At 72.6% G+C, this 20,643-nt stretch carries 19 protein-coding genes; 8 read left to right on the top strand and 11 right to left on the bottom strand.

Annotation, left to right across the window (positions count from 1 at the left end):
• From JTN19_RS05075 to JTN19_RS05060, 4 genes are all read right to left on the bottom strand, one after another.
• Positions 1–1,239 (bottom strand): RNA polymerase sigma factor, encoded by a 1,239-nt coding sequence (locus JTN19_RS05075; RefSeq protein ID WP_206930824.1) that lies wholly within the window; start codon positions 1,237–1,239, stop codon positions 1–3.
• Complete coding sequence (locus JTN19_RS05070; RefSeq protein ID WP_206930823.1) at positions 1,236–1,592, bottom strand: YciI family protein; 357 nt, start codon at positions 1,590–1,592, stop codon at positions 1,236–1,238. The genes JTN19_RS05075 and JTN19_RS05070 overlap by 4 nt, the downstream gene beginning before the upstream one ends.
• Before the next feature lie 334 nt (positions 1,593–1,926).
• Complete coding sequence (locus JTN19_RS05065) at positions 1,927–2,538, bottom strand: ferric reductase-like transmembrane domain-containing protein (RefSeq protein ID WP_206930822.1); 612 nt, start codon at positions 2,536–2,538, stop codon at positions 1,927–1,929.
• Complete coding sequence (locus JTN19_RS05060; protein ID WP_206930821.1) at positions 2,535–3,038, bottom strand: hypothetical protein; 504 nt, start codon at positions 3,036–3,038, stop codon at positions 2,535–2,537. The genes JTN19_RS05065 and JTN19_RS05060 overlap by 4 nt, the downstream gene beginning before the upstream one ends.
• 165 nt (positions 3,039–3,203) lie before the next feature.
• On the opposite strand from JTN19_RS05060, the gene JTN19_RS05055 reads away from it, so the two are divergent.
• A complete protein-coding gene (locus JTN19_RS05055; RefSeq protein ID WP_206930820.1) occupies positions 3,204–3,410 on the top strand; it encodes a DUF1289 domain-containing protein in 207 nt (68 codons plus the stop codon).
• Positions 3,411–3,464: 54 nt separating this feature from the next.
• Here the strand turns inward: JTN19_RS05055 and JTN19_RS05050 are convergent, their stop codons facing one another.
• The 4 genes from JTN19_RS05050 to JTN19_RS05035 form a co-directional block, all read right to left on the bottom strand.
• Positions 3,465–4,256: a hypothetical protein gene (locus JTN19_RS05050; protein WP_206930819.1), complete on the bottom strand. Its 792-nt coding sequence runs from the start codon at positions 4,254–4,256 to the stop codon at positions 3,465–3,467.
• Positions 4,253–4,894 carry a TetR/AcrR family transcriptional regulator gene (locus JTN19_RS05045; RefSeq protein WP_206930818.1) on the bottom strand — a complete coding sequence of 214 codons (642 nt, stop codon included), beginning with the start codon at positions 4,892–4,894 and terminating at the stop codon, positions 4,253–4,255. The genes JTN19_RS05050 and JTN19_RS05045 overlap by 4 nt, the downstream gene beginning before the upstream one ends.
• A 64-nt stretch (positions 4,895–4,958) precedes the next feature.
• Positions 4,959–5,747 (bottom strand): SDR family NAD(P)-dependent oxidoreductase, encoded by a 789-nt coding sequence (locus tag JTN19_RS05040; RefSeq protein ID WP_206930817.1) that lies wholly within the window; start codon positions 5,745–5,747, stop codon positions 4,959–4,961.
• Complete coding sequence (locus JTN19_RS05035) at positions 5,744–6,160, bottom strand: DUF2141 domain-containing protein (protein WP_206930816.1); 417 nt, start codon at positions 6,158–6,160, stop codon at positions 5,744–5,746. The genes JTN19_RS05040 and JTN19_RS05035 overlap by 4 nt, the downstream gene beginning before the upstream one ends.
• Before the next feature lie 158 nt (positions 6,161–6,318).
• Between JTN19_RS05035 and JTN19_RS05030 the strand changes: the two genes are divergently transcribed.
• The 4 genes from JTN19_RS05030 to egtD all read left to right on the top strand — a co-directional run bounded on the left by JTN19_RS05030 (position 6,319) and on the right by egtD (position 11,425).
• A complete protein-coding gene (locus JTN19_RS05030; protein WP_206930815.1) occupies positions 6,319–7,239 on the top strand; it encodes an MBL fold metallo-hydrolase in 921 nt (306 codons plus the stop codon).
• Positions 7,240–7,264: 25 nt separating this feature from the next.
• Positions 7,265–9,151 (top strand): ferritin-like domain-containing protein, encoded by a 1,887-nt coding sequence (locus JTN19_RS05025; protein ID WP_206930814.1) that lies wholly within the window; start codon positions 7,265–7,267, stop codon positions 9,149–9,151.
• Positions 9,152–9,254: 103 nt separating this feature from the next.
• Positions 9,255–10,454, top strand: a complete 1,200-nt coding sequence (gene egtB / locus JTN19_RS05020; RefSeq protein WP_206930813.1) for an ergothioneine biosynthesis protein EgtB — start codon at positions 9,255–9,257, stop codon at positions 10,452–10,454.
• Positions 10,451–11,425 carry an L-histidine N(alpha)-methyltransferase gene (egtD, locus tag JTN19_RS05015; RefSeq protein WP_206930812.1) on the top strand — a complete coding sequence of 325 codons (975 nt, stop codon included), beginning with the start codon at positions 10,451–10,453 and terminating at the stop codon, positions 11,423–11,425. Before egtB ends, egtD begins: the two co-directional genes overlap by 4 nt.
• A gap of 100 nt (positions 11,426–11,525) precedes the next feature.
• Here egtD and JTN19_RS05010 read toward each other — a convergent pair whose 3' ends face one another.
• The 3 genes from JTN19_RS05010 to katG all read right to left on the bottom strand — a co-directional run bounded on the left by JTN19_RS05010 (position 11,526) and on the right by katG (position 17,081).
• Positions 11,526–13,946, bottom strand: a complete 2,421-nt coding sequence (locus JTN19_RS05010) for a pyrroloquinoline quinone-dependent dehydrogenase (protein WP_206930811.1) — start codon at positions 13,944–13,946, stop codon at positions 11,526–11,528.
• Between the two features lie 111 nt (positions 13,947–14,057).
• A complete protein-coding gene (locus tag JTN19_RS05005; protein ID WP_206930810.1) occupies positions 14,058–14,774 on the bottom strand; it encodes an MgtC/SapB family protein in 717 nt (238 codons plus the stop codon).
• 102 nt (positions 14,775–14,876) lie between these two features.
• Positions 14,877–17,081, bottom strand: a complete 2,205-nt coding sequence (gene katG, locus JTN19_RS05000; RefSeq protein ID WP_206930809.1) for a catalase/peroxidase HPI — start codon at positions 17,079–17,081, stop codon at positions 14,877–14,879.
• A gap of 196 nt (positions 17,082–17,277) precedes the next feature.
• On the opposite strand from katG, the gene JTN19_RS04995 reads away from it, so the two are divergent.
• Genes JTN19_RS04995 through JTN19_RS04985 form a run of 3 tightly spaced genes read left to right on the top strand, consistent with a single transcriptional unit; the run spans position 17,278 to position 20,638 of the window.
• Positions 17,278–18,183 carry a LysR substrate-binding domain-containing protein gene (locus tag JTN19_RS04995; protein ID WP_206930808.1) on the top strand — a complete coding sequence of 302 codons (906 nt, stop codon included), beginning with the start codon at positions 17,278–17,280 and terminating at the stop codon, positions 18,181–18,183.
• A 35-nt stretch (positions 18,184–18,218) separates the two neighbouring features.
• Positions 18,219–19,787, top strand: coding sequence for a GMC family oxidoreductase (locus JTN19_RS04990; RefSeq protein WP_206930807.1), 1,569 nt, complete (start codon positions 18,219–18,221; stop codon positions 19,785–19,787).
• The gene (locus JTN19_RS04985; protein ID WP_206930806.1) at positions 19,784–20,638 is read left to right on the top strand and encodes an alpha/beta fold hydrolase; all 855 of its coding nucleotides are present in this window, start codon (positions 19,784–19,786) and stop codon (positions 20,636–20,638) included. Before JTN19_RS04990 ends, JTN19_RS04985 begins: the two co-directional genes overlap by 4 nt.
• Positions 20,639–20,643 lie beyond the last annotated feature (5 nt).

The raw sequence follows: 20,643 nt of genomic DNA, 5'->3' as shown, positions 1-20,643 counted from the left end.
TCAATGCCCGCGCGCCGCCAGGCGTTCCAGGCAGGCGTCGAGATAGCCCAGCACGGCGGGGCTGGTGGTGAGGCGCCGCGCCGCCCAGTAGGCCTCCGCCGCCTCGGCCGCGTGGCCCGCCGCTTCCAGCAGATGCGCGCGCACCGCCCACCAGCTCTGGTGCGTGTCCGGCGGGCGCGGGTCCAGCGCGTCCAGCCGCGCGAGCCCCGCCGCCGCATCCCCGCTGGCGCGCGCCAGGGCCACCGCATGGGCCAGCCGCGCGCCCGTGCTGGGAGCGAGGGCCAGCAGCCCCTCATACAGCGCCAGGATGTCGCCCCAGGGCGTCGGGCCGCCATGCCGCCGGTGGCAATGGGCGGACTGGATGGCGGCCTCCAGCTGGAAGCGGCCGGGCGACTGGGCCAGGGCCGCGCGGGCCAGCAGCGCATCGGCGCGGGCCAGGCGCGCCGCGTCCCAGCGCGCGGGGTCCTGCCGGTCGAGCGGCACGAAGCGCCCCGCCGCATCGAGCCGCGCCGGGCGCCGCGCCTCGCAGTAGAGCAGCAGCGCGTGCAGGCCCAGCGCCTCCGGGTGGCCGGGGCTGAGGGAGGCGACGAGTTCGGCCAGGAAGGCGGCCTCGGCGGCGAGGTCGGCGGCGCCGGGATGCGCCTCATGGATGCCGTCCAGCGCATAGGCGGCGTAGATCGCCTCCAGCACCGCGTCGAGCCGCGCGGGCAGGTCCCGCGCCTCGGGCGTTTCGAAGCGGATGCCGGCGGCCTTGATCTTGGCCTTGGCGCGGCCGAGGCGCTTGGCCATCGCCTCCGGCGCCACCAGGAAGACGCCGGCGATGCGCGCCGCCTCCACCCCCAGCACGGCCTGGAGCATGAGCGCGGGGCGCAGCATGGGCTCGATGGCGGGGTGGGCGCAGACCAGCATCAGCCGCAGCCGTTCATCCGGCAGGTCGAAGGGCTCGGGCGCCTCCTCCGGGGTGGCGAGCAGCATCTGCCGCGCCGGGTCCCGGGCCATGCGGCGGTGGCGGGCGCGCTTGAGCATGTTGCGCTTCGCGGCGGTCATCAGCCAGGCCTCCGGGGATCGGGGCACGCCATCGCGCGGCCAGGTGTGCAGCGCGGCGAGGAAGGCCTCGGCCAGGGCGTCCTCGGCCGCGGCCAGGTCGCGCCAGCGCAGCGCGAGCCAGGCCAGCAGCCGCCCGTAGGAGGCACGGGCGGCGGCCTCGGCCGCGTCGCGCGCGGCCTGGTCCCTGGTCATTCGGGCGCGGGGGCGATGGGGCGCACCTCCGTGCTGCCGGTGGCGGTGCTGGGGCTGCGCTCGGCCCAGGCCAGCGCCTCGTCGAGCGAGGGCACCTCGATCACGACGAAGCCCGCCAGCTGTTCCTTGCTGTCGGCGAAGGGGCCGTCCTGCACCTGGCGGGCGCCGCCGCGCTGGCGCAGGGTGGTGGCGGTCCAGGGGGGCGCGAGGCGGTTGCCGCCGCGCATGATCCCCGCGCCGACCATGGCGTCCATATAGGCCTTCCAGGGCTCCAGGGCGGGCGGGCCGAGGACGGGGTCCTCCTGGCGTTCCAGCACCTCGGTGGGCTGGTTGAACATCAGCACGAACTGCATGGCGGGTTCCTTTCCTCAAGTGACGGCGTGGTCCGTCACCCCCATGAGCCGCGAGGCGGCGGCCAATGGACATGAGAGGGCAGGAGGGCTGCGTTTTTCCAGGATCGTCGCGCGGGCCCGGCATCGGTCGTGCTGGAGCAGGCGGGTCACCGCATGGGGACGGCGGCGAAGCGGAAGGGGGGATACCGTCGCCTCGCACTGGGCGGCACCGCCCAGCGCGCGGATCCACCGTCCAGCAACGGCGGCGGCATGATGAACCAGCGGTGCTCTTGCGACGCGAGGTCCGGCCGTGTCGTTCAGGGGCCTATCGTGGCTGGATGTGGCGCACCCGACCTCATTCCCGCCGCAGCAGTCGGCGCAGGGCGGCCGGCAGCCGCGCCTCGCGCACCGCCCAGGCCGCCGCGGCCAGCACCAGGAGGCAGAGCACGGCCTTGGAGACCGTGCCCATCGTCCCGTCCACCAGCCAGGCATGGACCACGGTGCCCACCACCACCACCACGGCCAGCGTGACATGGCAGAGGCGGAAGAGCAGCAGCCGCAGCCTTGGGCGCAGCAGCGCCAGCAGCGCGGCGCCGAACACCGCCCACATCGCCACCACCCCCCATGCCGAGAAGGGCGTGGGGGAGCGGAAGAGCAGGGCGTCCACCACATCGGGCGGGCTCGTCACCCACAGCCCCGCGACATGCGCCACCACCGCCACCACCAGGGCCGCGCCGACCACGGCGTGCAGCCGGCGCGAGGGGCGCATCCGCAACCCCGGCAGCAGGCCGGCCGCCAGCAGGGGCTGCACCAGCAGCAGCCCGAGGCCCACCACGCCCGCGAGGCCGGCGGCGATGTAGATGGGCTCCCGCCAGGCCAGCAGCGGGCTGGTCGCGGCCACCGCCAGCGGCACCCCGAGTGCGAGCGCGAGCCCGGCCCAGACAAGGGCCGCGCGCGCGGCCGTCACGCCCGGCGCAGGACGAAATGCGCGGTCAGGCTGGTGTCACGCGCGCTGCGCAGCAGCGGGCGGAGGAAGACCGTCTCGTAGCCATTCTCGTCATGCGCGGAATCATACGCCAAATGGCCATGCGCCTGGCCGAAGGCGGGCACGATCTGCGGCATCTCCATGCGGAACGCGCCCTCGGCATCGGTCAGGGTGGCGCCATGGCTGTGCGGGTCGCGCTCATGCCCCTCGGTCGTGTGGGCCCAGATCTGGATGCGCGCGCGGGGGACGGGCGCACCATCGCCCGCGCGGCGCACCGTGCCGGTCAGCCAGAAGCCGCCCTGGCCGATCCGCGGGACGATGGCCGCGCCGGGCAGGTAGTTGTTGGCGCCGCCCCGCATGCTGGGGGTGGGCGCCAGGCCTTGGGCGAGGGCGGGCCGGAGAAGGGCGGGGGCGGCCAAGGCGGGGACGGCCAGGGCCGCGCCTGCCGCCAGCAGCAGGGTTCGGCGGGGCGGTGGGGTCATGGGCGTGTCTCCTCTCCGAGGGGGATGGCGCTGGAATGCATGTGGTGCGGAAAGGGAGGCAGTAAACCACCCCGGAGCGCGGGCGTGGCCAGCCTTGCTCCAGGGGGATGGCTGGGGCGTGAAGCTTCCGTGACCGCTTGGCCCGCGCCTCCCCACCTGCATGTCATGGCAAGCCCCTGCATTGACGTCTGCCGCTTCGACGAGGCCACCGGCTGGTGCCTGGGCTGCGGCATGGCGAAGCCTGAGAAGAAACGCTGGAAGAAGGACCGTGACGCCCGGCCGGCCGTGCGCGAAGCCCTGCCGGGGCGGCTGGTCGCGCTGGAACAGGCGGGGCACCGCACCGGCAAGGCGGCGAAGCGGAATAAGGGATAGCGTCTGATCGTCCTTGGCGAAGCCAAGGGCGTGAATCAGCCGCTCAAAGGCGCCTTAGGGAAAAGGCCGCCCTGCCAGCGCGCCGCGATAGAAGAGCCACGTCAACCCCGCCCAGAGCAGCGCCGCCGCCCAGGCCGCCACCACCGCCCAGGTGGGCGGCAGGGCGCGGTCCGCCGCCCAGCCCAGCGCCGGCACCGCCTGCATCATGTGGGTGGCGAAGAAATGCGGCGCGCGCAGGTCCCCCACCTCGCGCGACCAGCCGACCAGCGGCCAGCGCGCCTCCGGGTTCGCGGGCGTGCCGATGTGGTGCGCCATGCGCCCGCCCATGTCGAAGGCGATGATGAGTGTCAGCGCTGTGCCGCCCACCAGCCCCAGCGCCACCGCCTGCCGCAGCCCGGGGCCGAGCCGCGCCTGCCCGTCCAGCAGCGCCACCACGCCCAGCACCGCGGCGGCCGAGGTCAGCACCACCGCGCCCGCCGCCATCAGCGAATACATGGTGGCGTGGAACCGCGTGGAGAGGTTGAAGTGCGAGCCCTGCTGCATGGCGCCCTGGAAGGTGATGTAGGCCACCTCCAGCACCGCCATCAGCACGGCCAGCAGCAGCACCGACTGCACCACCCAGCCCATGCGCCATTCCTCGCCCAGCCGCCCCGCCACCCAGGCGAGCGTGGCCAGGTGCAGCGCCACCGAGAGCTGGAACTTCATGGGCTTCACCCAGACGCCCACGCCGCCCAACTGTCGTGAATCCACGCGGTCCAGCCCTGCCGTCACCAGGAACACCAGCAGGAAACCCAGGACCGCGAGCCAGGCCAGCGGCAGCGCCGCGCCCGCCTCGCGCGCCATCATGTCCGTCGGCCGCGGCGGGGTTGCGGAAGGGCGGCGCGCAGCCCTTCCTCCATGCGCGCCATGGCATGGGCGTGCATGGGGGTCATGACCGCGCGCGGCAGGCGCAGCGATTGCAGCGCGCAGCATTGGCCGATGCTGGCCAAGCCATGCAGCATGGACCAGACCAGCAGCGCATCCTGGCGCGGGTCGGCGGGGCGGGCGGCTTCGGGCCGCGCCTCGTCCAGCGCGGCGATGGCGGATTTCAGCAGGCCGAAGGCGTGGCGGCCATCGCCCATCATGTCGGGATGCGCCTCCGCGTCGGGCAGGGGCGTGCCGAACATCAGCCGGTATTGCAGTGGGTGGCGCAGCGCGTAGTCGAGATAGGCGCGGCCCATGGCGTGCAAATCGTCGAAGGGGTCCGCGGCGCGCGGGCGCGCGTCCAGATGGGCGGCGAAGGCCGCGAAGGCGCGGCGCACCACCTCGGCCAGCAGGTGGTCCCGGCTGGGGTAGTGCTTGTAGGGCGCCTGGTGCGAGACGCCGAGGCGGCGGGCCACTTCACGCAGGCTCAACGCCTCGATCCCGTCGCGCTCGATGACGGCGAGAGCCTCGGCGATGCAGGCCTCGCGCAGGTCGCGCGGGGGTTCGGGCTTGCGTGGCATGCGGGGCCTTGTGGCGAAGGTCATGGCGAGACTAGCCAAATTGGCGCCAGGGACCAAGCGGGGCTCAAGCCACATGGCGCGCCATCCCGGACATGACGCGGCCCATCATCCAGACGCGGCCACGGCGCGGCAACGGGGTGAGCGCGAATTCCAGCGCCTTGGAGAGCATTCCCGGCCGCACCAGCGCGCGGCGGCCGAGTGCCGCGACCAGCCCATCGGCCACCGTGGCGGGGCTGTCGGTGGCGCCCATCCGCATGCCGGCGCGTGCGGCGAAGCCGCTGCGGACGGGGCCGGGCGCCACGGCCAGCACGTCCACGCCGCGCGCGCGGAGTTCGGGCGCGATGCCCTCGGACAAGGACTGCACGAAGGCTTTGGTCGCCGCATAGGCGGCCGCGTGCGGCACGCCCTGGAAGGCGACGAGCGAGCTGAACAGCACGATGCCGCCATGGCCGCGCGCGGCGAAGCGGTTGCCGAATTCATGCGTGAGCGCCAGCACCGCGCGGCAGTTCACGTCCAGCATGGCCAACTCCTCGCGCAGCGGCGCGGCCAGGAAGGGGCCGGAGGTGCCGAAGCCCGCCGCCGCCACCAGCAGGCCCACGTCATGCGCGGCACTCTCATGGCGCAGCGTGGCGAGGCCCTCCTCGGTGCCGAGGTCCAGCGCCAGGCATTGCACCGTGACGCCATGCGCCGCGCGCAATTCGGCGGCGAGCATGGCCAGCCGGTCCGCCCGCCGCGCCACCAGCAACAGGGAAAAGCCCAGCGCGGCCAGGCGTTGCGCCGTGGCCTGGCCAATGCCGTCCGAGGCGCCGGTGACCAGCGCCCAGGGGCCGTAGCGATCGAGATGCCTGCTCATCGGCCGAGCCTGATCTCGATGCGCGTGGCGGGGCCCTCGGGCACCTCCACGGCGGCCTCGCTGAAGCGCGGCGCGCGCAGAGTGGGGCGGATATTGTTGGACACGCCCCAATCCTCGGTGGGGATGCCGAGGAAATTCGTGTCGGTGCGGCGGTTGCCGTTCAGATCGTGCGAGACGGCCACGGCGTAGCGCCCCGGGCGCAGGCCCTCGAAGCGGCAGGTGACGCCCTCCGGGCGGGCAGGCTGCCAAAGCTGGGTGGCGGGCGCGGCGTCGGTCGGGAAGCCCGCTTCGCTGGCGTAGAGGGCGCAGCCCACCTCGCCCGTGGCGCCGCGCGCGCCGGTGACCGTGACATCCAGCCCCGCCGAGGCGGCGGGCGTCGCGAGGAGGAGCAGAAGGAAGGGCAGGGGGCGCATGGCGGGGCCTTTCGTGTTGACGGCGTCAACCTCATCGCGCACTGAAGTTGACGGCGTCAACACAATTCGATGTGATAATCTGATGACGCACCGCATTTCAGTTGGCGCCGACAACCTGCGGAGTTGACAGTGTCCACGTCACGCAAGGATGTCACCCCATGCTCCCCCGCCGCACGCTCGGCCGCGCCGTCGGCGCGCTCTCCGTCCTCGCCCTTTCGCCGGCCGGGGCCTACACGCCCGGGGCGGGGCTGGAGGTCGCGAAATACGACCGACCGGGCCAGGGGTCCGTGAACTCCTTCCTGCTGATCGGCCCGCGTTCGGTCGTCATCGTGGATTGTCAGCGCACCTCGGTGGAGGCCGCGCAGGTGGTCGCCCATGCGCGCGGCACCGGGCTGCCGGTGGAGGCCATCTTCCTCTCGCACGAACACGCGGATCATGTGACGGGCCTCGAGGTGGTGCACCGCGCCTTCCCTGACGCGCCCATCCTCGCCAGCGAGGTCACGCGCGACTATGCGGCCCGCAGCGGCCGCGAACTGATCGGCATGATGCAGGGCTTCTTCCCCGGCCGCGTGCCCGACACCCTGCCGGTGGCCACGCGCGTGCTGCGCCCGGATGAGCGTATCACGCTCGCCGGCGCCGAATGGCGCGTGGACCAGCTGGGCCGCGGCGAGGCGAGCGGCATGACGCTGCTGTTCTCCGAGGCCAATGACCTGCTGGTGACGGCCGACCTGGCCGGCAACCGCGCCACGCCCTGGCTGCTGGATGGCCACACCCTCGAATGGATCGCGCAGCTGGAGGCCGCGCTGCCCCGTTATGAGGGCGTGGGCACGGCGCTGCCCGGACATGGCGCGGCCGCCCCGGCCGGCGTGCTGATCCGCGAGCAGCTGGACTATCTCCGCACCATGGAGCGCCTGGTGCGCGCGGAACTCGCCACCGCCACACCGCTCTCGACGGAGGCGGCGGGGCGCATCCGCACGGCGATGGACGCGCGCTTCCCAGGCTTCCCGCGCGTGGCGCCCCCGCCCAATTTGATCGAGCTGGACGCGGCCGCGCTGGCGCGCGAGATCGCGGCGCGGTGAGCAACCTCGCAGCTGGTGGCCCCGCATGAACGCGCCGCCCGAACCCGCCATCCGCGTCACCTCGCGCGAGGAGCTGCTCTACCTCCTCGCCGAGGCCGCGGAGATCGAGCACAACCTGATGTGCTGCTACCTCTACGCCGCCTTCAGCCTGAAAACCGAGGCGGATGGCCTCTCGCCCGCCGATGCCGCGCTGGTGGCCGGCTGGCGCCGCGCCATCCTGGCCGTGGCGGTGGACGAGATGACGCATCTCGCGCTGGTGGCGAACCTGACATCGGCCATCGGCGGCGCGCCGCGCTTCGGGCGGCCCAATTTCCCGGTGGCGCCGGGCTATCACCCTTCCGGCGTGGTGGTGAACCTCACCCCCTTCGACCGCGCGACCCTGGACCACTTCATCTACCTCGAACGGCCCGAGGGCGTGGCGCTGGAGGATGGCGCGGGCTTCGCCGCCCCCAGCCCGGGGTATCGGCGCGAAACCCCTGGCGAGCGGCTGATGCCCAGCGCGCAGGACTACCTGACGGTGGGCCACCTCTACCGCAGCATCCGCGCGGGGCTGGAGCGGCTCGCGGCGCAGCTGGGCGAGGCCACGCTCTTTCCCGGCGACCCCGCGCTGCAGGTGGGGCCGGAGCTGGCGGCGCTGCCGGGGCTGCGGGCGGTGACGGGGCTCGCCAGCGCGCTGGCCGGGCTCGACACCATCGTGGAGCAGGGCGAGGGCTCGCCCACGGATGTGGAGGCGTCGCACTACCGCCGCTTCCTCGCGGTGCGGGACGCCTATGCGGCCCGCCTCGGGGCCGAGCCGGGCTTCGCGCCGGCGCGCGCGGTGGTCGCCAACCCGGTCATGCGCCGCCCGCCCGACCCCGCGGGCAAGACCTACATTGACCATCCCGCCACCGCGCCGGTGATGGACGCGGCCAACGCCATCTACGCCGCCATGCTGCGCGCCCTGGTGCAGGGCTTCGCCGAGACGGACGCCGCGCGCAAGCGCGCCTGCCTCGATGCCTCCGTGGACGCGATGCGTGCCTTGGTGCCGGTGGCCGAGCACCTCACCACCCTGCCCGCCTGCGCGGGCGGCGATGCGCGGCGCGCGGGGATGAGCTTCGCCATGCTGCGCGACGTGGCGCCGCTGCCGCCGGGGGCCTCCGCCCAGGCGCTGCTGGCGGAACGCTTCCGCGAGGTTGCGGCGCGCACCGCCCTTCTGCTGCCCAACTTCGCGGCGGGCGAGGTGCTGGCCGGCATCGCGCGGCGCCTCGCGGGCGAGGCCCCCGCCGCGGAGGTGCCGGAGATCGAGACCGCCCAGGGCCGCGACATCACCATCCTGTTCGAGGCGAAGCGCTGCATCCATGCGCGCTTCTGCGTGCTGCAGCAGCCCGGCGTGTTCAAGGCCAATGTGGTCGGCGCCTGGATCGCGCCCGACGAGGCCACCAGCACCGAGGGCCTGGTGGCGGTCGCGCAGGCCTGTCCCTCCGGCGCCATCCGCTATCGCCGCCATGATGGCGGGCCAGGGGAGGCGCCGCCGCCCGTGAACCTGGTGCAGCTGCGCGAGGACGGGCCGCTGGCCATTCGTGCCGACATCTGGCTGCGCGGCGAGGCGATCGGGTTTCGCGCCACGCTCTGCCGCTGCGGCGCCTCGCGCAACAAGCCGTATTGCGACGGGTCCCACCATGACGCGGGCTTCCACGCGACGGGCGAGCCGGAGACAATCGACAGCCCCGCCCTGGCCGTGCGCGGCGGTGTGCTGGCGGTGGCGCCGCAGCGCGACGGGCCCTTGTCGCTCGCGGGGCCCATGGAAATCCTGAGCGGCACGGGGCGCACGCTGCTGAAGGCGGAGGCGGCGCTGTTCTGCCGCTGCGGGCAGTCGCGCAACAAGCCCTTCTGTGACGGTTCCCACACCGCCGCGGGATTCCAGGCGGACTGACGCGCAACCTCAGGCCCCGCCGCGCGTTCACCCCCTCAAGCCATCGGCCGGGCCGGACCCTCCGCGCTCCGGGCCGGCGGCCATGCGCGGAGGGGAGAGAGAGATGGACCAGCACGCCAGGCTGGAGGCGGAAGCCTCCTTGGCCGACCGATACGCTTCCCTGCGGGCGGCCACGGAGCGCCTGGCGGAACCCCTCTCGCCCGAGGACCAATGCGTGCAATCCATGCCTGACGCCTCGCCGGCGAAGTGGCACCGCGCGCACACCACCTGGTTCTTCGAGACCTTCGTGCTGAAGCCGCATGTGGAGGGTTATCAGGGCTTCGACCCGGATTTCGCCTTCCTGTTCAATTCCTACTACCTGGCCGCAGGCCCGCGCCATGCGCGGCCGCGCCGGGGCATGCTGACGCGCCCGGCCACCGCGCGCGTCACCGCCTATCGCGCCCATGTCGACCAGGCGATGACGGGGCTGCTGGCCGGGCCGCTCTCGCCGGAGGTGGCGACGCTGGTGGAGCTCGGCCTGCGGCATGAGGAACAGCATCAGGAATTGCTGCTGACCGATGCGCTGCACCTGCTGGCGCAGAACCCGCTGCACCCCGCCATGGACCCCGCCTGGCGCGAGGCGACGCCGCCGCCCGCCATGCTGCGCTGGCTGGATGGGCCCTCGGGCGTGGTGGCCGTGGGCCATGACGGCGAGGGCTTCGCGTTCGACAATGAAGGGCCGCGCCACCGCGTCTTTCTCGAGCCCTTCGCCATCGCGGACCGGCCCGTCTCCAATGCCGAATGGCTGGAGTTCGTGGAGGATGGCGGCTATCGCACCGCCTCGCTCTGGATGTCCGAGGGCTGGGCCGAATGCGAGGCCCAGGGCTGGCAGGCGCCGGAACACTGGCTGCAGCGCGATGGCACCTGGCTGGGCTTCACGCCGGCGGGGCTTGGCGCGCTCCATCCCGACGCGCCCGTCCGTCACATCAGCTGGTATGAGGCGGACGCCTATGCCCGCTGGGCCGGCTGCCGCCTGCCGACTGAGCAGGAATGGGAGGCGTCCAGCGCCCTTCCGGGCTTCCTCGCGGCCGAGGGCCATGTCTGGCAATGGACCGGCAGCGCCTATCGCCCCTATCCCGGCTTTCGCCCCTGGGCCGGCGCCGTCGGCGAATACAATGGCAAGTTCATGATCGGCCAGATGGTGCTGCGCGGCGGCTCCCGCGCCACCCCGCCCGGCCATTCGCGGCCCACTTACCGCAACTTCTTCCCGCCCGGGGCGCGATGGCAGTTCACGGGGCTGCGCCTCGCGAAGGACGTGCCATGAGCCGCGCCGAGAACCGGTACGACCCGGAGGCCGAGGCCCGCGCGCAACGCGCCGCCCTGCTGGCCGATGCCGTGGCGGGCCTGACCGCCGAGCGCAAGACGCTGCCCTGCAAATGGCTCTATGACGCCGAGGGCGCGCGGCTCTTCGAGGAGATCATCCGCCTGCCCGAATACTACCCCACGCGCACCGAGACCGCGATCCTGCGCGGCTGCGCGTCGGAGGCGGCCGCGCTCGCGGGGCCCGGCGCCGCGGTGGTCGAGTTCGGCTCGGGCAGCGCGGAGAAGGTGGGGCTATTGCTGGACGCGATGGACCGCCCCGCCGCCTATGTGCCCGTGGACATCGCGCCCGAATGGCTGGAGGAAGGCGCGGCGCGCGTGGCGGCCGCGCATCCGGGCCTGACGGTGCTGCCCGTCGTCGCGGATTTCACCCGGCCCTTCCCCTTGCCGCGCCTGCCGCGCGGCACGCCGCTGCTGGGCTTCTTCCCGGGCTCCACCATCGGCAATTTCACGCCCGAGGCGGCGCGGGATTTTCTGCGGATGGCGGGGCGCATCCTGGGCCCAGGTTCCAGGCTGCTGATCGGCGCCGACCGGGTGAAGGACCAAGCCGTGCTGGAAGCCGCCTATGACGACGCGGCGGGCGTCACGGCCGCCTTCAACATGAACCTTCTGGCGCGGCTGAACCGGGAGCTGGGGGCGGAGTTCGACCTCAAAGCCTTCCGGCACGAGGCGCGCTGGAACGCGGAGAAGGAGCGGATCGAGATGCACCTCGTCTCGCTCCGGCCGCAGCTGGTGCGGATGGCGGGGCGGCGGCTGCGCTTCGCCGCCGGCGAGACCATCCACACCGAGAACAGCCACAAATACCGCCCCGAACGCTTCACCGCCCTCTGCGCCGAAGCCGGCTGGAGCGCGGAGCGGCATTGGGGCGATGCGGATGGGCTGTTCTCCGTCTGGCTGCTGAAGCAGGGGGGCTGAGGCCCCCTCCTTTCACTGGCGCGGATCGGGGCCGATCCGCCCTTTATCGCCGGCACGCGAGGATGGGGTTCGCCCGCATGGTGCGGGCGAGCCTTTCGCATCACTCCTCCAGGGCAAAGACCACCAGATAGTCGCCCGTGCGGGTTTCCAGCCGCTGGTGGCCCGCCGCGCCGATGGCCACGTATTGCCGCCCCTGATGCATGTAGGTCATGGGGCTGGCCTGGCCGCCCGCGGGCAGGCGGCCGGACCACAGCAGGCGGCCCGTCTCGGTCTCGAAGGCGCGCAGCCAGTCATCCTGCGCGGCGGCGATGAAGGTGAGGCCCGTGGCCGTCACCAGTGGCCCGCCGATATTGGGCGTGCCGGTCGGGATGCGCAGGAAGGTGGGCATCAGCAGCGGGCCGGTGTCGAAGCCCGTGCCCAGCGGCTGCGACCACAGCAGGCGCCCGCTTTCCATGTCCGTCGCCGCCAGGTAGCCCCAGGGCGGCGCGATGCAGGGCACATCGAGCGGCGAGAGCCACATGGGCCGGCGCACGCCATAGGGGGTGCCGGCCTGGGGCGCCGTCTCCTGGTCCGGCCGCGCGCCGCCATCGCCCACGGGCAGGTCCGTCACCTGGGCCTGCGGGATCATCAGCACCTGGTTGGGCAGGCGGCTGTGGTTGGTGATGACGATGCCCCGGCCCTGGTCCACGCCCAGCCCGCCCCAGTTGATGCCGCCGATGGTGCCGGGGAAGAGCAGCATGCCGCGCCCCTCGGCGGTGGGCGGCGTGAAGATCCCCTCATAGCGCATCTGGTGGAACTGGATGCGGCACCAGGCGGCATCGAGCGGTGTCACGCCGAAGGTGTGGCGCGCGTCGATCACTTCCGGCACCGGGCCGGGGTGGCCGGCGAAGTTGGGGTAGAACACCGAATGCGGCTGGTCGGGCGAGATGCGCTCACCGGTCAGCAGCGGGCCTTGGGGGGAGGGGCGGCGCTCGATGGGCCGCAGCGCCTCCCCGGTCGCGGCGTCGAAGACGAAGAGCGAGCCGGTCTTGGTGCCCTGCACCACCACGCGGCGCATGGCACCCTCGATCTCGAGGTCCATCACCACGGGCTGGGCGCCGATGTCATAGTCCCAGAGGTCATGGTCCACGGTGGCGAAGGACCAGCGCGTCGCGCCGGTGGCCAGTTCCACGGCGACGACGGCGGAGGTGAAGCGGTCCTCCTCGGCGGTGCGGTTGCCGCCCCAATGGTCGGCGCCGGAATTGCCGGTGCCGAGGAAGACCAGGCCCAGCTGTTCATCGGCCGTGATCAGCGTCCAGACATTGGGCGTGCCGCGGGGGAAGATTTCACCGGGCGCCAGCGGCGCCTGCGCGTCCGGCCGGTGCGCGTCCCAGGCCCAGAGCAGCGCGCCGCTGCGTGCGTCATAGGCGCGCACCACGCCGGAGGGCGCGTCGCGGCGCTGGTTGTCGCTGACCTGCTGGCCGATGATGATGACATCGCCCACCACGGCGGGGCCGGAGGTGTTGGAGGCGAAGCCCGGCTCCCGGATGCCCATGCCCGCCGTCAGGTCCACGACGCCGTTCTGGCCGAAATCGGCACAGGGTGTGCCGGTGCGCGCATCGAGGGCGAACATGCGGCCATCGGCGGTGGTGGAGAAGATGCGCTCGCCACAGGCCTCCGCACCCGGCGTCCCGTGATGGCCCACCGCGCGGCAGGCCACGCTGAACAGGCTTTCCATGACGGCGGGCGAGGTCCGCGGGTCGAAGTGCCACCGCTCCTCCCCCGTGGCGGGGTCGAGGGCGAAGACCTGCCCGCTGGCGCTGCACACATAGAGGCCGTCGCCGACCTTCAGCGGGGTGTTCTGCGAGGAGTAGTAGACGCGGTCATTGGGCGGCAGGTCGCGCGTGCGGTGGCGCCAGACCTCGCGCAGGCGCGAGACGTTGGCGGGCGTCACCTGCGCGGCGGGGGAGTAACCCTGGCCCAGATGCGAACCCGCATGGGCACGCCATTCGGATGCGTCGTTGCCGCCGGCCGGGACCGTTTGCGAGGCCAATGCCGCGCCGGTGGCGGGCTCCATTGGCCGTTCCCAGAAGAAGGCGACGAGGCCCGCGCTGGCCAGGATGCCCACGCCTGCCGCCCCGCCCACGGCCAGGCCCGAGCGCGGGATGCGCGCCAGGATGGAGGCGGCGAAGGCCAGGGCCAGCAGGGCGAAGACGATGCCCACGCGGCCCGCCAGGTCGAAGCCCCAGGCCGGCATCCAGCCCTTGCCCGCGATCTCGACCAGTGCCCAGGCGAGTGCCACGCCGAAGGCCAGCAGCATGGCCAAGGCCTCGAAGCGGCCCGGCCGCAGCCATCCCACCACGGCGGCGCCCACCAGCAGCAGCCCACAGGAGAGATGCAGGGGCGTGCCGCCGACCGCGACCAGCCAGCCGCCCAGCCCCGCCTGGGCCAGGCCCAGCAGCCCCACCAGCAGCAACAGCAACAGGTGCACGACGCGCCACCCCCGTGACACGAAGAACCGGTCGCTGTGTGGCATGGCCATGGATGTCCCTCCCGCGTGAAGGACAGGAAACGCGCGGGAAGCGTCAGCGTTGCGGGGGCGGGCCGCGCGGGGTGCGTCGAGGCGCAATCACCAGGCGTGCCGAAACCCGCCCTAATGGGCCTGCGTGCCTCCGCCCGCCTCCGCCCAGCCCGCGCGGGTGACCGAGCCTTCCAGGCTGAGCCGTCCCACGATCGCCTCGAGCAGCGCCTCGGCCCGCCCGCTGGAGGCGAGCTCGGCGGTGATCACCACGCGTTCGGCCGTGCTGGCGGGGTCGGCCAGGTCCTCGCTGTCCAGTCGGCGCAGCCGCACCTCGCCACCCGCGATGGCCTGGACCAGCAAAGCGCGGATATGCGCCTCCTTGGACGCCTTGCAGGTGACGCTGATGCGATAGGCGTGCTCCACCTCCGACCCCGCATCCGGTTGCCGGTCGATCAGCCGCACCAGGGGGCGCAATCCGAGATTGGCGCCGATGATGAGGCCGGTCGCGGCCAGGGCCAGCAGATAGGCGCCCGCCCCGCAGAACACGCCCACCGCCGCCGCGCACCAGAGGGTGGCGGCCGTGTTCAGGCCGCGGATGTTCAGCCCCTCGCGCATGATGACGCCCGCGCCCAGGAAGCCGATTCCCGTCACCACCTGCGCGGCGACGCGCGTCGGGCTGGCATCGCCGGGCGTCACCAGGCCGAAGACGGTGAAGCAGCAGGCGCCGAGCGCCACCAGCGCATTGGTGCGAAGCCCCGCCATGCGCTGCCGCCACTGGCGCTCGGCACCGATGGCGGCACCCAGCAGCAGGGCGAGGGCAAGGCGAAGGGGATAGTCGTTGATCTCCATCCGCCCAATTTGCGTCGGGCGGGCGCGGGCGCAAAGTGACGAAGCCGTGTCAGCGCCCGCGCGGGAGGCCGGGCCCATGCGGGCCCGGCCGAGGTCCTGGCCTCAGGCCAGGTCGAAGCGGTCCAGGTTCATCACCTTGGTCCAGGCCGCCACGAAGTCCTTCACGAACTTCGCCTGCGCGTCGGACTGGCCATAGACCTCGGCCAGGGCACGCAGCTGCGAGTTGGAGCCGAAGACCAGGTCCACCCGCGTGCCCGTCCACTTCGTGGCACCGCTCGCGCGGTCACGGCCCACATAGGTGCCGGGATTGTCGGCCGAGGGCGCCCAGGCGGTGTTCATGTCGAGCAGGTTGACGAAGAAGTCGTTCGTCAGCACGCCCGGCCGCTGGGTGAAGACGCCGTGGCGCGAACCGCCCGCATTGGCGTCCAGCGCGCGCAGCCCGCCCACCAGCACCGTCATCTCGGGCGCGGTCAGGGTGAGAAGCTGGGCCTTGTCCACCAGCATCTCCTCGGGGGCGACGGTGAAGTCGCGCTTCTGGTAGTTGCGGAAGCCATCGGCCTCCGGCTCCAGCGGCGCGAAGCTGTCCACGTCGGTCTGCTCCTGCGTGGCGTCGGTGCGGCCGGGGGCGAAGGGCACCTCCACTGCGACCCCCGCGGCCTTCGCCGCCTGCTCCACCGCCGCGCAGCCGCCCAGCACGATCAGATCCGCGAGCGAGACCTTCTTGCCGCCGGCGGCCTTGGCGTTGAAGCCGGCCTGGATGGCCTCCAGCTTGCCCAGCACCATCGAAAGCTGCGCGGGGTTGTTGGCCTCCCAGTCCTTCTGGGGCGCGAGGCGGATGCGCGCGCCATTGGCGCCGCCCCGCTTGTCCGAGCCACGGAAGGTCGAGGCCGAGGCCCAGGCGGTGGCCACCAGCTGCTGCGTGGTCAGGCCCGAGGCCAGGATTTCCGCCTTGAGTGCCGCGATGTCGGCCGCGTCCACCAGCGCGTGGTCCACGGCCGGCACGGGGTCCTGCCAGATCAGGTCCTCGGCGGGCACCATGGAGCCGAGGTAACGCACCTTCGGCCCCATGTCGCGGTGGGTCAGCTTGAACCACGCGCGGGCGAAGGCATCGGCGAACTGGTCGGGGTTCTTGTGGAAGCGCTCCGAGATCTTGCGGTACTCGGGGTCCATCTTCATGGCCATGTCGGCCGTGGTCATCATGGGCGGGTGGCGCTTCGTGGGGTCATGCGCGTCGCGCACCAGCGTCCAGGCGGCCTTGTCGGTCGGGTGCCACTGCCAGGCGCCGGCGGGCGACTTGTGCAGCTCCCACTCGAAGCCCAGCAGCATGTCGAAGTAGCCATTGTCCCACTTCGTCGGCTCAGGGGTCCAGGCGCCCTCGATGCCGCTGGTGATGGTGTCCACGCCCATGCCGCTGCCATGGCTGCTGAGCCAGCCCAGGCCCTGCAGCTCGATCGGCGCGGCCTCGGGCTCGCGGCCCACCAGCGCGGCGTCGCCCGCGCCGTGGCACTTGCCGAAGGTGTGGCCGCCGGCCACCAGGGCCACCGTCTCCTCGTCGTTCATGGCCATGCGCGCGAAGGTCTCGCGGATGTCGCGGCCGGAGGCGAGGGGGTCGGGCTGGCCGTTCGGGCCTTCCGGGTTCACGTAGATCAGGCCCATCTGCACGGCGGCGAGCGGGTTCTCCAGCTCACGGTCGCCGGAGTAGCGCTTGTCGCCCAGCCAAGTGTCCTCGGTGCCCCAGTAGATGTCCTCCTCGGGCTCCCAGATGTCCACGCGGCCACCGGCGAAGCCGAAGGGCTTCAGGCCCATGGACTCGATCGCGCAATTGCCGGTGAAGACGAAGAGGTCGGCCCAGGAAATCTTGTTGCCGTACTTCTGCTTCACGGGCCACAGCAGGCGCCGCGCCTTGTCGAGGTTGGCGTTGTCGGGCCAGGAATTCTCGGGCGCGAAGCGGTGCGCGCCATTGCCCGCGCCGCCCCGGCCATCGCCGGTGCGGTAGGTGCCGGCGGCGTGCCAGGCCATGCGGATGAAGAAGGGGCCGTAATGGCCGTAGTCGGCCGGCCACCAGGGCTGGCTGACCGTCATCAGCGCCATCACGTCGCGCTTCAGTTCCTCGAGGTCGAGCTTCTTGAATTCCTCGGCGTAGTTGAAGGCCTCGCCCATCGGGTTGGACTTGGCGGAATGCTGGCTGAGGATGCGCAGGTTGAGCGCATTGGGCCACCAGTCGCGGTTCGAACGGCCGGCGAAGGTGGTGTGGCGGGGCGTGGCCCCGTGCATGACCGGGCACTTGCCCGCGGTGTTTCCGTCCATCTTTCGTTTCCGATCCTGGCTGCTGCGGTTGATCCGTCGCTGGGACACTCACCGCCCCGGGTGGGCCGTTCGCGGCCCTTCGCTCCCCCCGGGCGGTTGGTCTTGCCACAGGCTAGAGGCATCGCGAGTATGAAAGGAAGACCTTAATCTCAACCGCCGCCATAGACGGTATCTATGCGTCACGCTTTGGGAAGCCATGAACCTCCGCGACCTCCGCTACATCCTCGCCATCGCCGAGCACGGGCAGTTCAGCCGCGCGGCCGAGGCCTGCGGCATCAGCCAGCCCACGCTTTCCGTGCAGGTGCGCAAGCTGGAGGAGGCGCTGGGCGTCACGCTGTTCGAGCGCGGCGGCAAGAGCGTGGTCCCCACCGAGGCCTGCGACCGGCTGCTGGGCCATGTGCGCGGCGCGGTGGCCGAGGCGGATGCCATCCTGGCCGTGGCGCGCGACCTGCGCGACCCGCTGGCGGGGCGGTTCCGGCTGGGCATCATTCCGACGCTGGCGCCCTATCTGCTGCCGCTGGTCTTCGCGCCCCTGCGCGCCGCCCTGCCGGCGCTGGAGATCGAGCCCTGGGAGGACCAGACCCTGGCCCTGCTGGAACGGCTGCGGACCCACCAGCTCGACGCCGCCCTGCTGGCCACCGAGGAGGACGGGCCAGATCTGGTCGGCGAGGCGCTGTTCGAGGAACCCTTCCTGGCCGCCCTGCCGCCCGAGCACCGTCTCGCCGGCCGCGAGGTGGTGGCGGAGGCCGAGCTCGCCCAGGACATCCTGGTGCTGGCGGACGGGCATTGCCTGCGCGACCAGGCGCTGGCGGCCTGCGGCCAGGCGGGGGTGCTGGGCAGCACGCTGCGCTCGGCCAGCCTCTCCACGCTGCTGAACATGGTGGCGGCCGGCTATGGCACCACGCTGATCCCGGGGCTGGCGGCGGGGGCGGCGCAGGATGCGGGGCTGGTGCTGCGGCCGCTCTCGGCGCGGGCGGGGCGCTGCATCCGCATCGTCTGGCGGGCGGGCTTTCCGCGCCGGGCGGCGGTGGAGGCGGTGGGCGAGGTCATCGCCGCCCGGTTGCGCCCCTTCGCCGAGGGGGCTGCGGCCGGCGCGGTGTAGCGGTAGCGTCGCCGCTTTCGCGTGGGGAATGGCGCATGTGGGATGTGATCGTGGTGGGCGCGGGCTCGGCCGGGGCGGCGCTGGCGGCACGGCTGTCGGAAGACCCAGGCCGCCGCGTGCTGCTGCTGGAGGCGGGGCGCGACTGGCGGCCCGATGAGGCGCCGGCCGCGCTGCGCAGCGCCAACATCATCCCCTTCATGCACGACCCCGCGCACCAGGCGGAATGGCAATGGCCCGGGCTGATGACGCGCCGGACCCGCACCCAGGCGCCGAAATACTACTGGCGGGGGAAGGCCATGGGCGGTTCCTCCACGGTGAACGCGCAGATCGCGATCCGCGGCGTGGCGGCGGCCTTCGACGCCTGGGCGGAGGCGGGCTGCGAGGGCTGGGCGGCGGGGGACGTTCTGCCGATCTTCGACCACATCGAGGATGACGCGGAGTTCGGCCGCCAGGGCGGCCCCTTGCCCGTCTTCCGCATGCCGGAGGCCGAGTGGGGCGCGGTGGATCTGGGCTTCCGCGATGCCGCGCTGGCCGAGGGCTACCCCTGGATGGCCAACCTCAATGCGCCCGAGGGCGAGGGGGTGGCCTGCAACCCCATCAACCTGCGCGACGGCCGCCGCGTCACCACCCATGACGGTTATATCGAGCCCGCGCGCGGCCGCCCGAACCTCGCCATCCGGGGCGAGGCGATGGTGGATCGCGTGCTCTTCGACGGCCACCGCGCGCGCGGCGTGCGGGTGCGCTTCGGCGATGGCCCGTGGGAGGAGGTGGAGGGGCGCGAGGTGGTGCTGTGCGCCGGCGCCATCCACAGCCCCTGCCTGCTGATGCGCAGCGGCATCGGGCCCGCGGAGACGCTGCGTGCGCTGGGTATTCCGGTGCTGCGCGACAACGCCGCCGTGGGCCGGCATTTCATGGACCACCCGGTGCTGCGCGCGAACCTGGCGCTGAAGCCGCAGCACCGCGCGCGCGGACTGGACGCGCGGCACACCAATGCCTGCCTGACCTATTCCAGCCATCTGGGCGGCGGCGGTGTGCGGGACATGATCATGGTGGCCTACAACCATCGCGGCCTGGACCCCGCCGGCATCGGCCCGATGGGGGCCGTGGCGGTGGGGCTCTACGACGCCTTCTCGCGCGGGGAGGTGCGGCTGGTTTCGGCCGAGCCTGAGGCGCAGCCGGAGGTGGAGGAGAACATGCTCGACCACCCCGCCGACCGGCTGCGGATGCGCGACGGCATCAGGCGCCTCGCGCGGTTGTGCGCGCAACCGGCGCTGGCGGGGCTGGCGGAGCGCATCACCTTCAGCGAGACGGCGCTTTCCATGGACGAGGCCGCCGCCCTGCCCGATAACGCGCTGGACGCGCTGATGCTGGAACACGCGAGCGACATCCAGCACGCCGCCGGCACCTGCCGCATGACCGCGCACGAGGACCCGCGCGGCGTGGTGGACCCGGACCTGCGCGTGAGGGGCGTTGATGGGCTGCGCGTGGCGGACGCCTCCATCATGCCGACCGATTGCCGCGCCAACCTGCACTTCACCTGCGTGATGATCGGCGAAATGGCGGCGCGGCGCGTCGCACAGGACAAGGGAAGGACAAGGCCATGATCGAGGACCGCCAGATCACGCTCGCCCCGGGGCTCGTCTTCGACGTGTTCCTGGCCGGCCCCGAGGACGGGCCGCTGGTGCTGCTGCTGCACGGCTTCGCCGTGTCACGGCACCTGTTCGACAAGCAGTTGCCCGCGCTGGCCGAGGCCGGCTACCGCGCCGCGGCGCCGGGCCAGCGCGGCCATTCGCCGGGCGCGCGGCCCGACACCACGCAGCACGCGAACTACGACATCGAGAAGCTGGTGGGCGATGCCATCGCCATGGCGGAGACGCTGGCGCCGGGCCGGCGCTTCCATCTGGTGGGCCATGACTGGGGCGGCAGCCTGGCCTGGGACATCGCGACACGCGTGCCGGAGCGGCTGGCCTCGCTGACCATGCTCTCGCGGCCGCATCCGGGCGCCTTCGCCCGCGCCATGCGCGAGGACCCGGACCAGCCCCACCGCTCGCGCCACCACAAGGCCTTCCAGGAGGCCGATGCGGTGCCGAAGCTGCTGGCCGACAACGCCGCCTGGCTTCGCACCCGCCACGCCGCCCAGGGCATCCCGCCCGAGGCGACGGAGAAGCACCTGGCCGTGATCGGCAACACCGAGACGCTGGAGGCGGCGCTGGCCTGGTATCGCGCGCGCGGACGCGTCTATCGCGACATCGGGAAGGTGCGCGTGCCCACGCTCTTCATGTGGGGCGATGCGGATGACACGGTGGGGCGCATGGCGGCCGAAGGCACAGCGGAATTCGTCGAGGCCCCCTATCGCTTCGAGGTGCTGCCAGGCGGCGGCCACTACACGCCGGACCAGATGCCCGAGCGCGTGACGGCGCTGCTATTGGAGCATTTGCGGGCCTACCCCGTCTGACGCGG

Origin of the sequence: Roseococcus thiosulfatophilus (assembly GCF_017311575.1) — a bacterium.
GTDB lineage: Bacteria > Pseudomonadota > Alphaproteobacteria > Acetobacterales > Acetobacteraceae > Roseococcus > Roseococcus thiosulfatophilus.
Note: the sequence above shows the minus strand (reverse complement) of the source record. Positions and strands in the feature narration are given on the sequence as shown.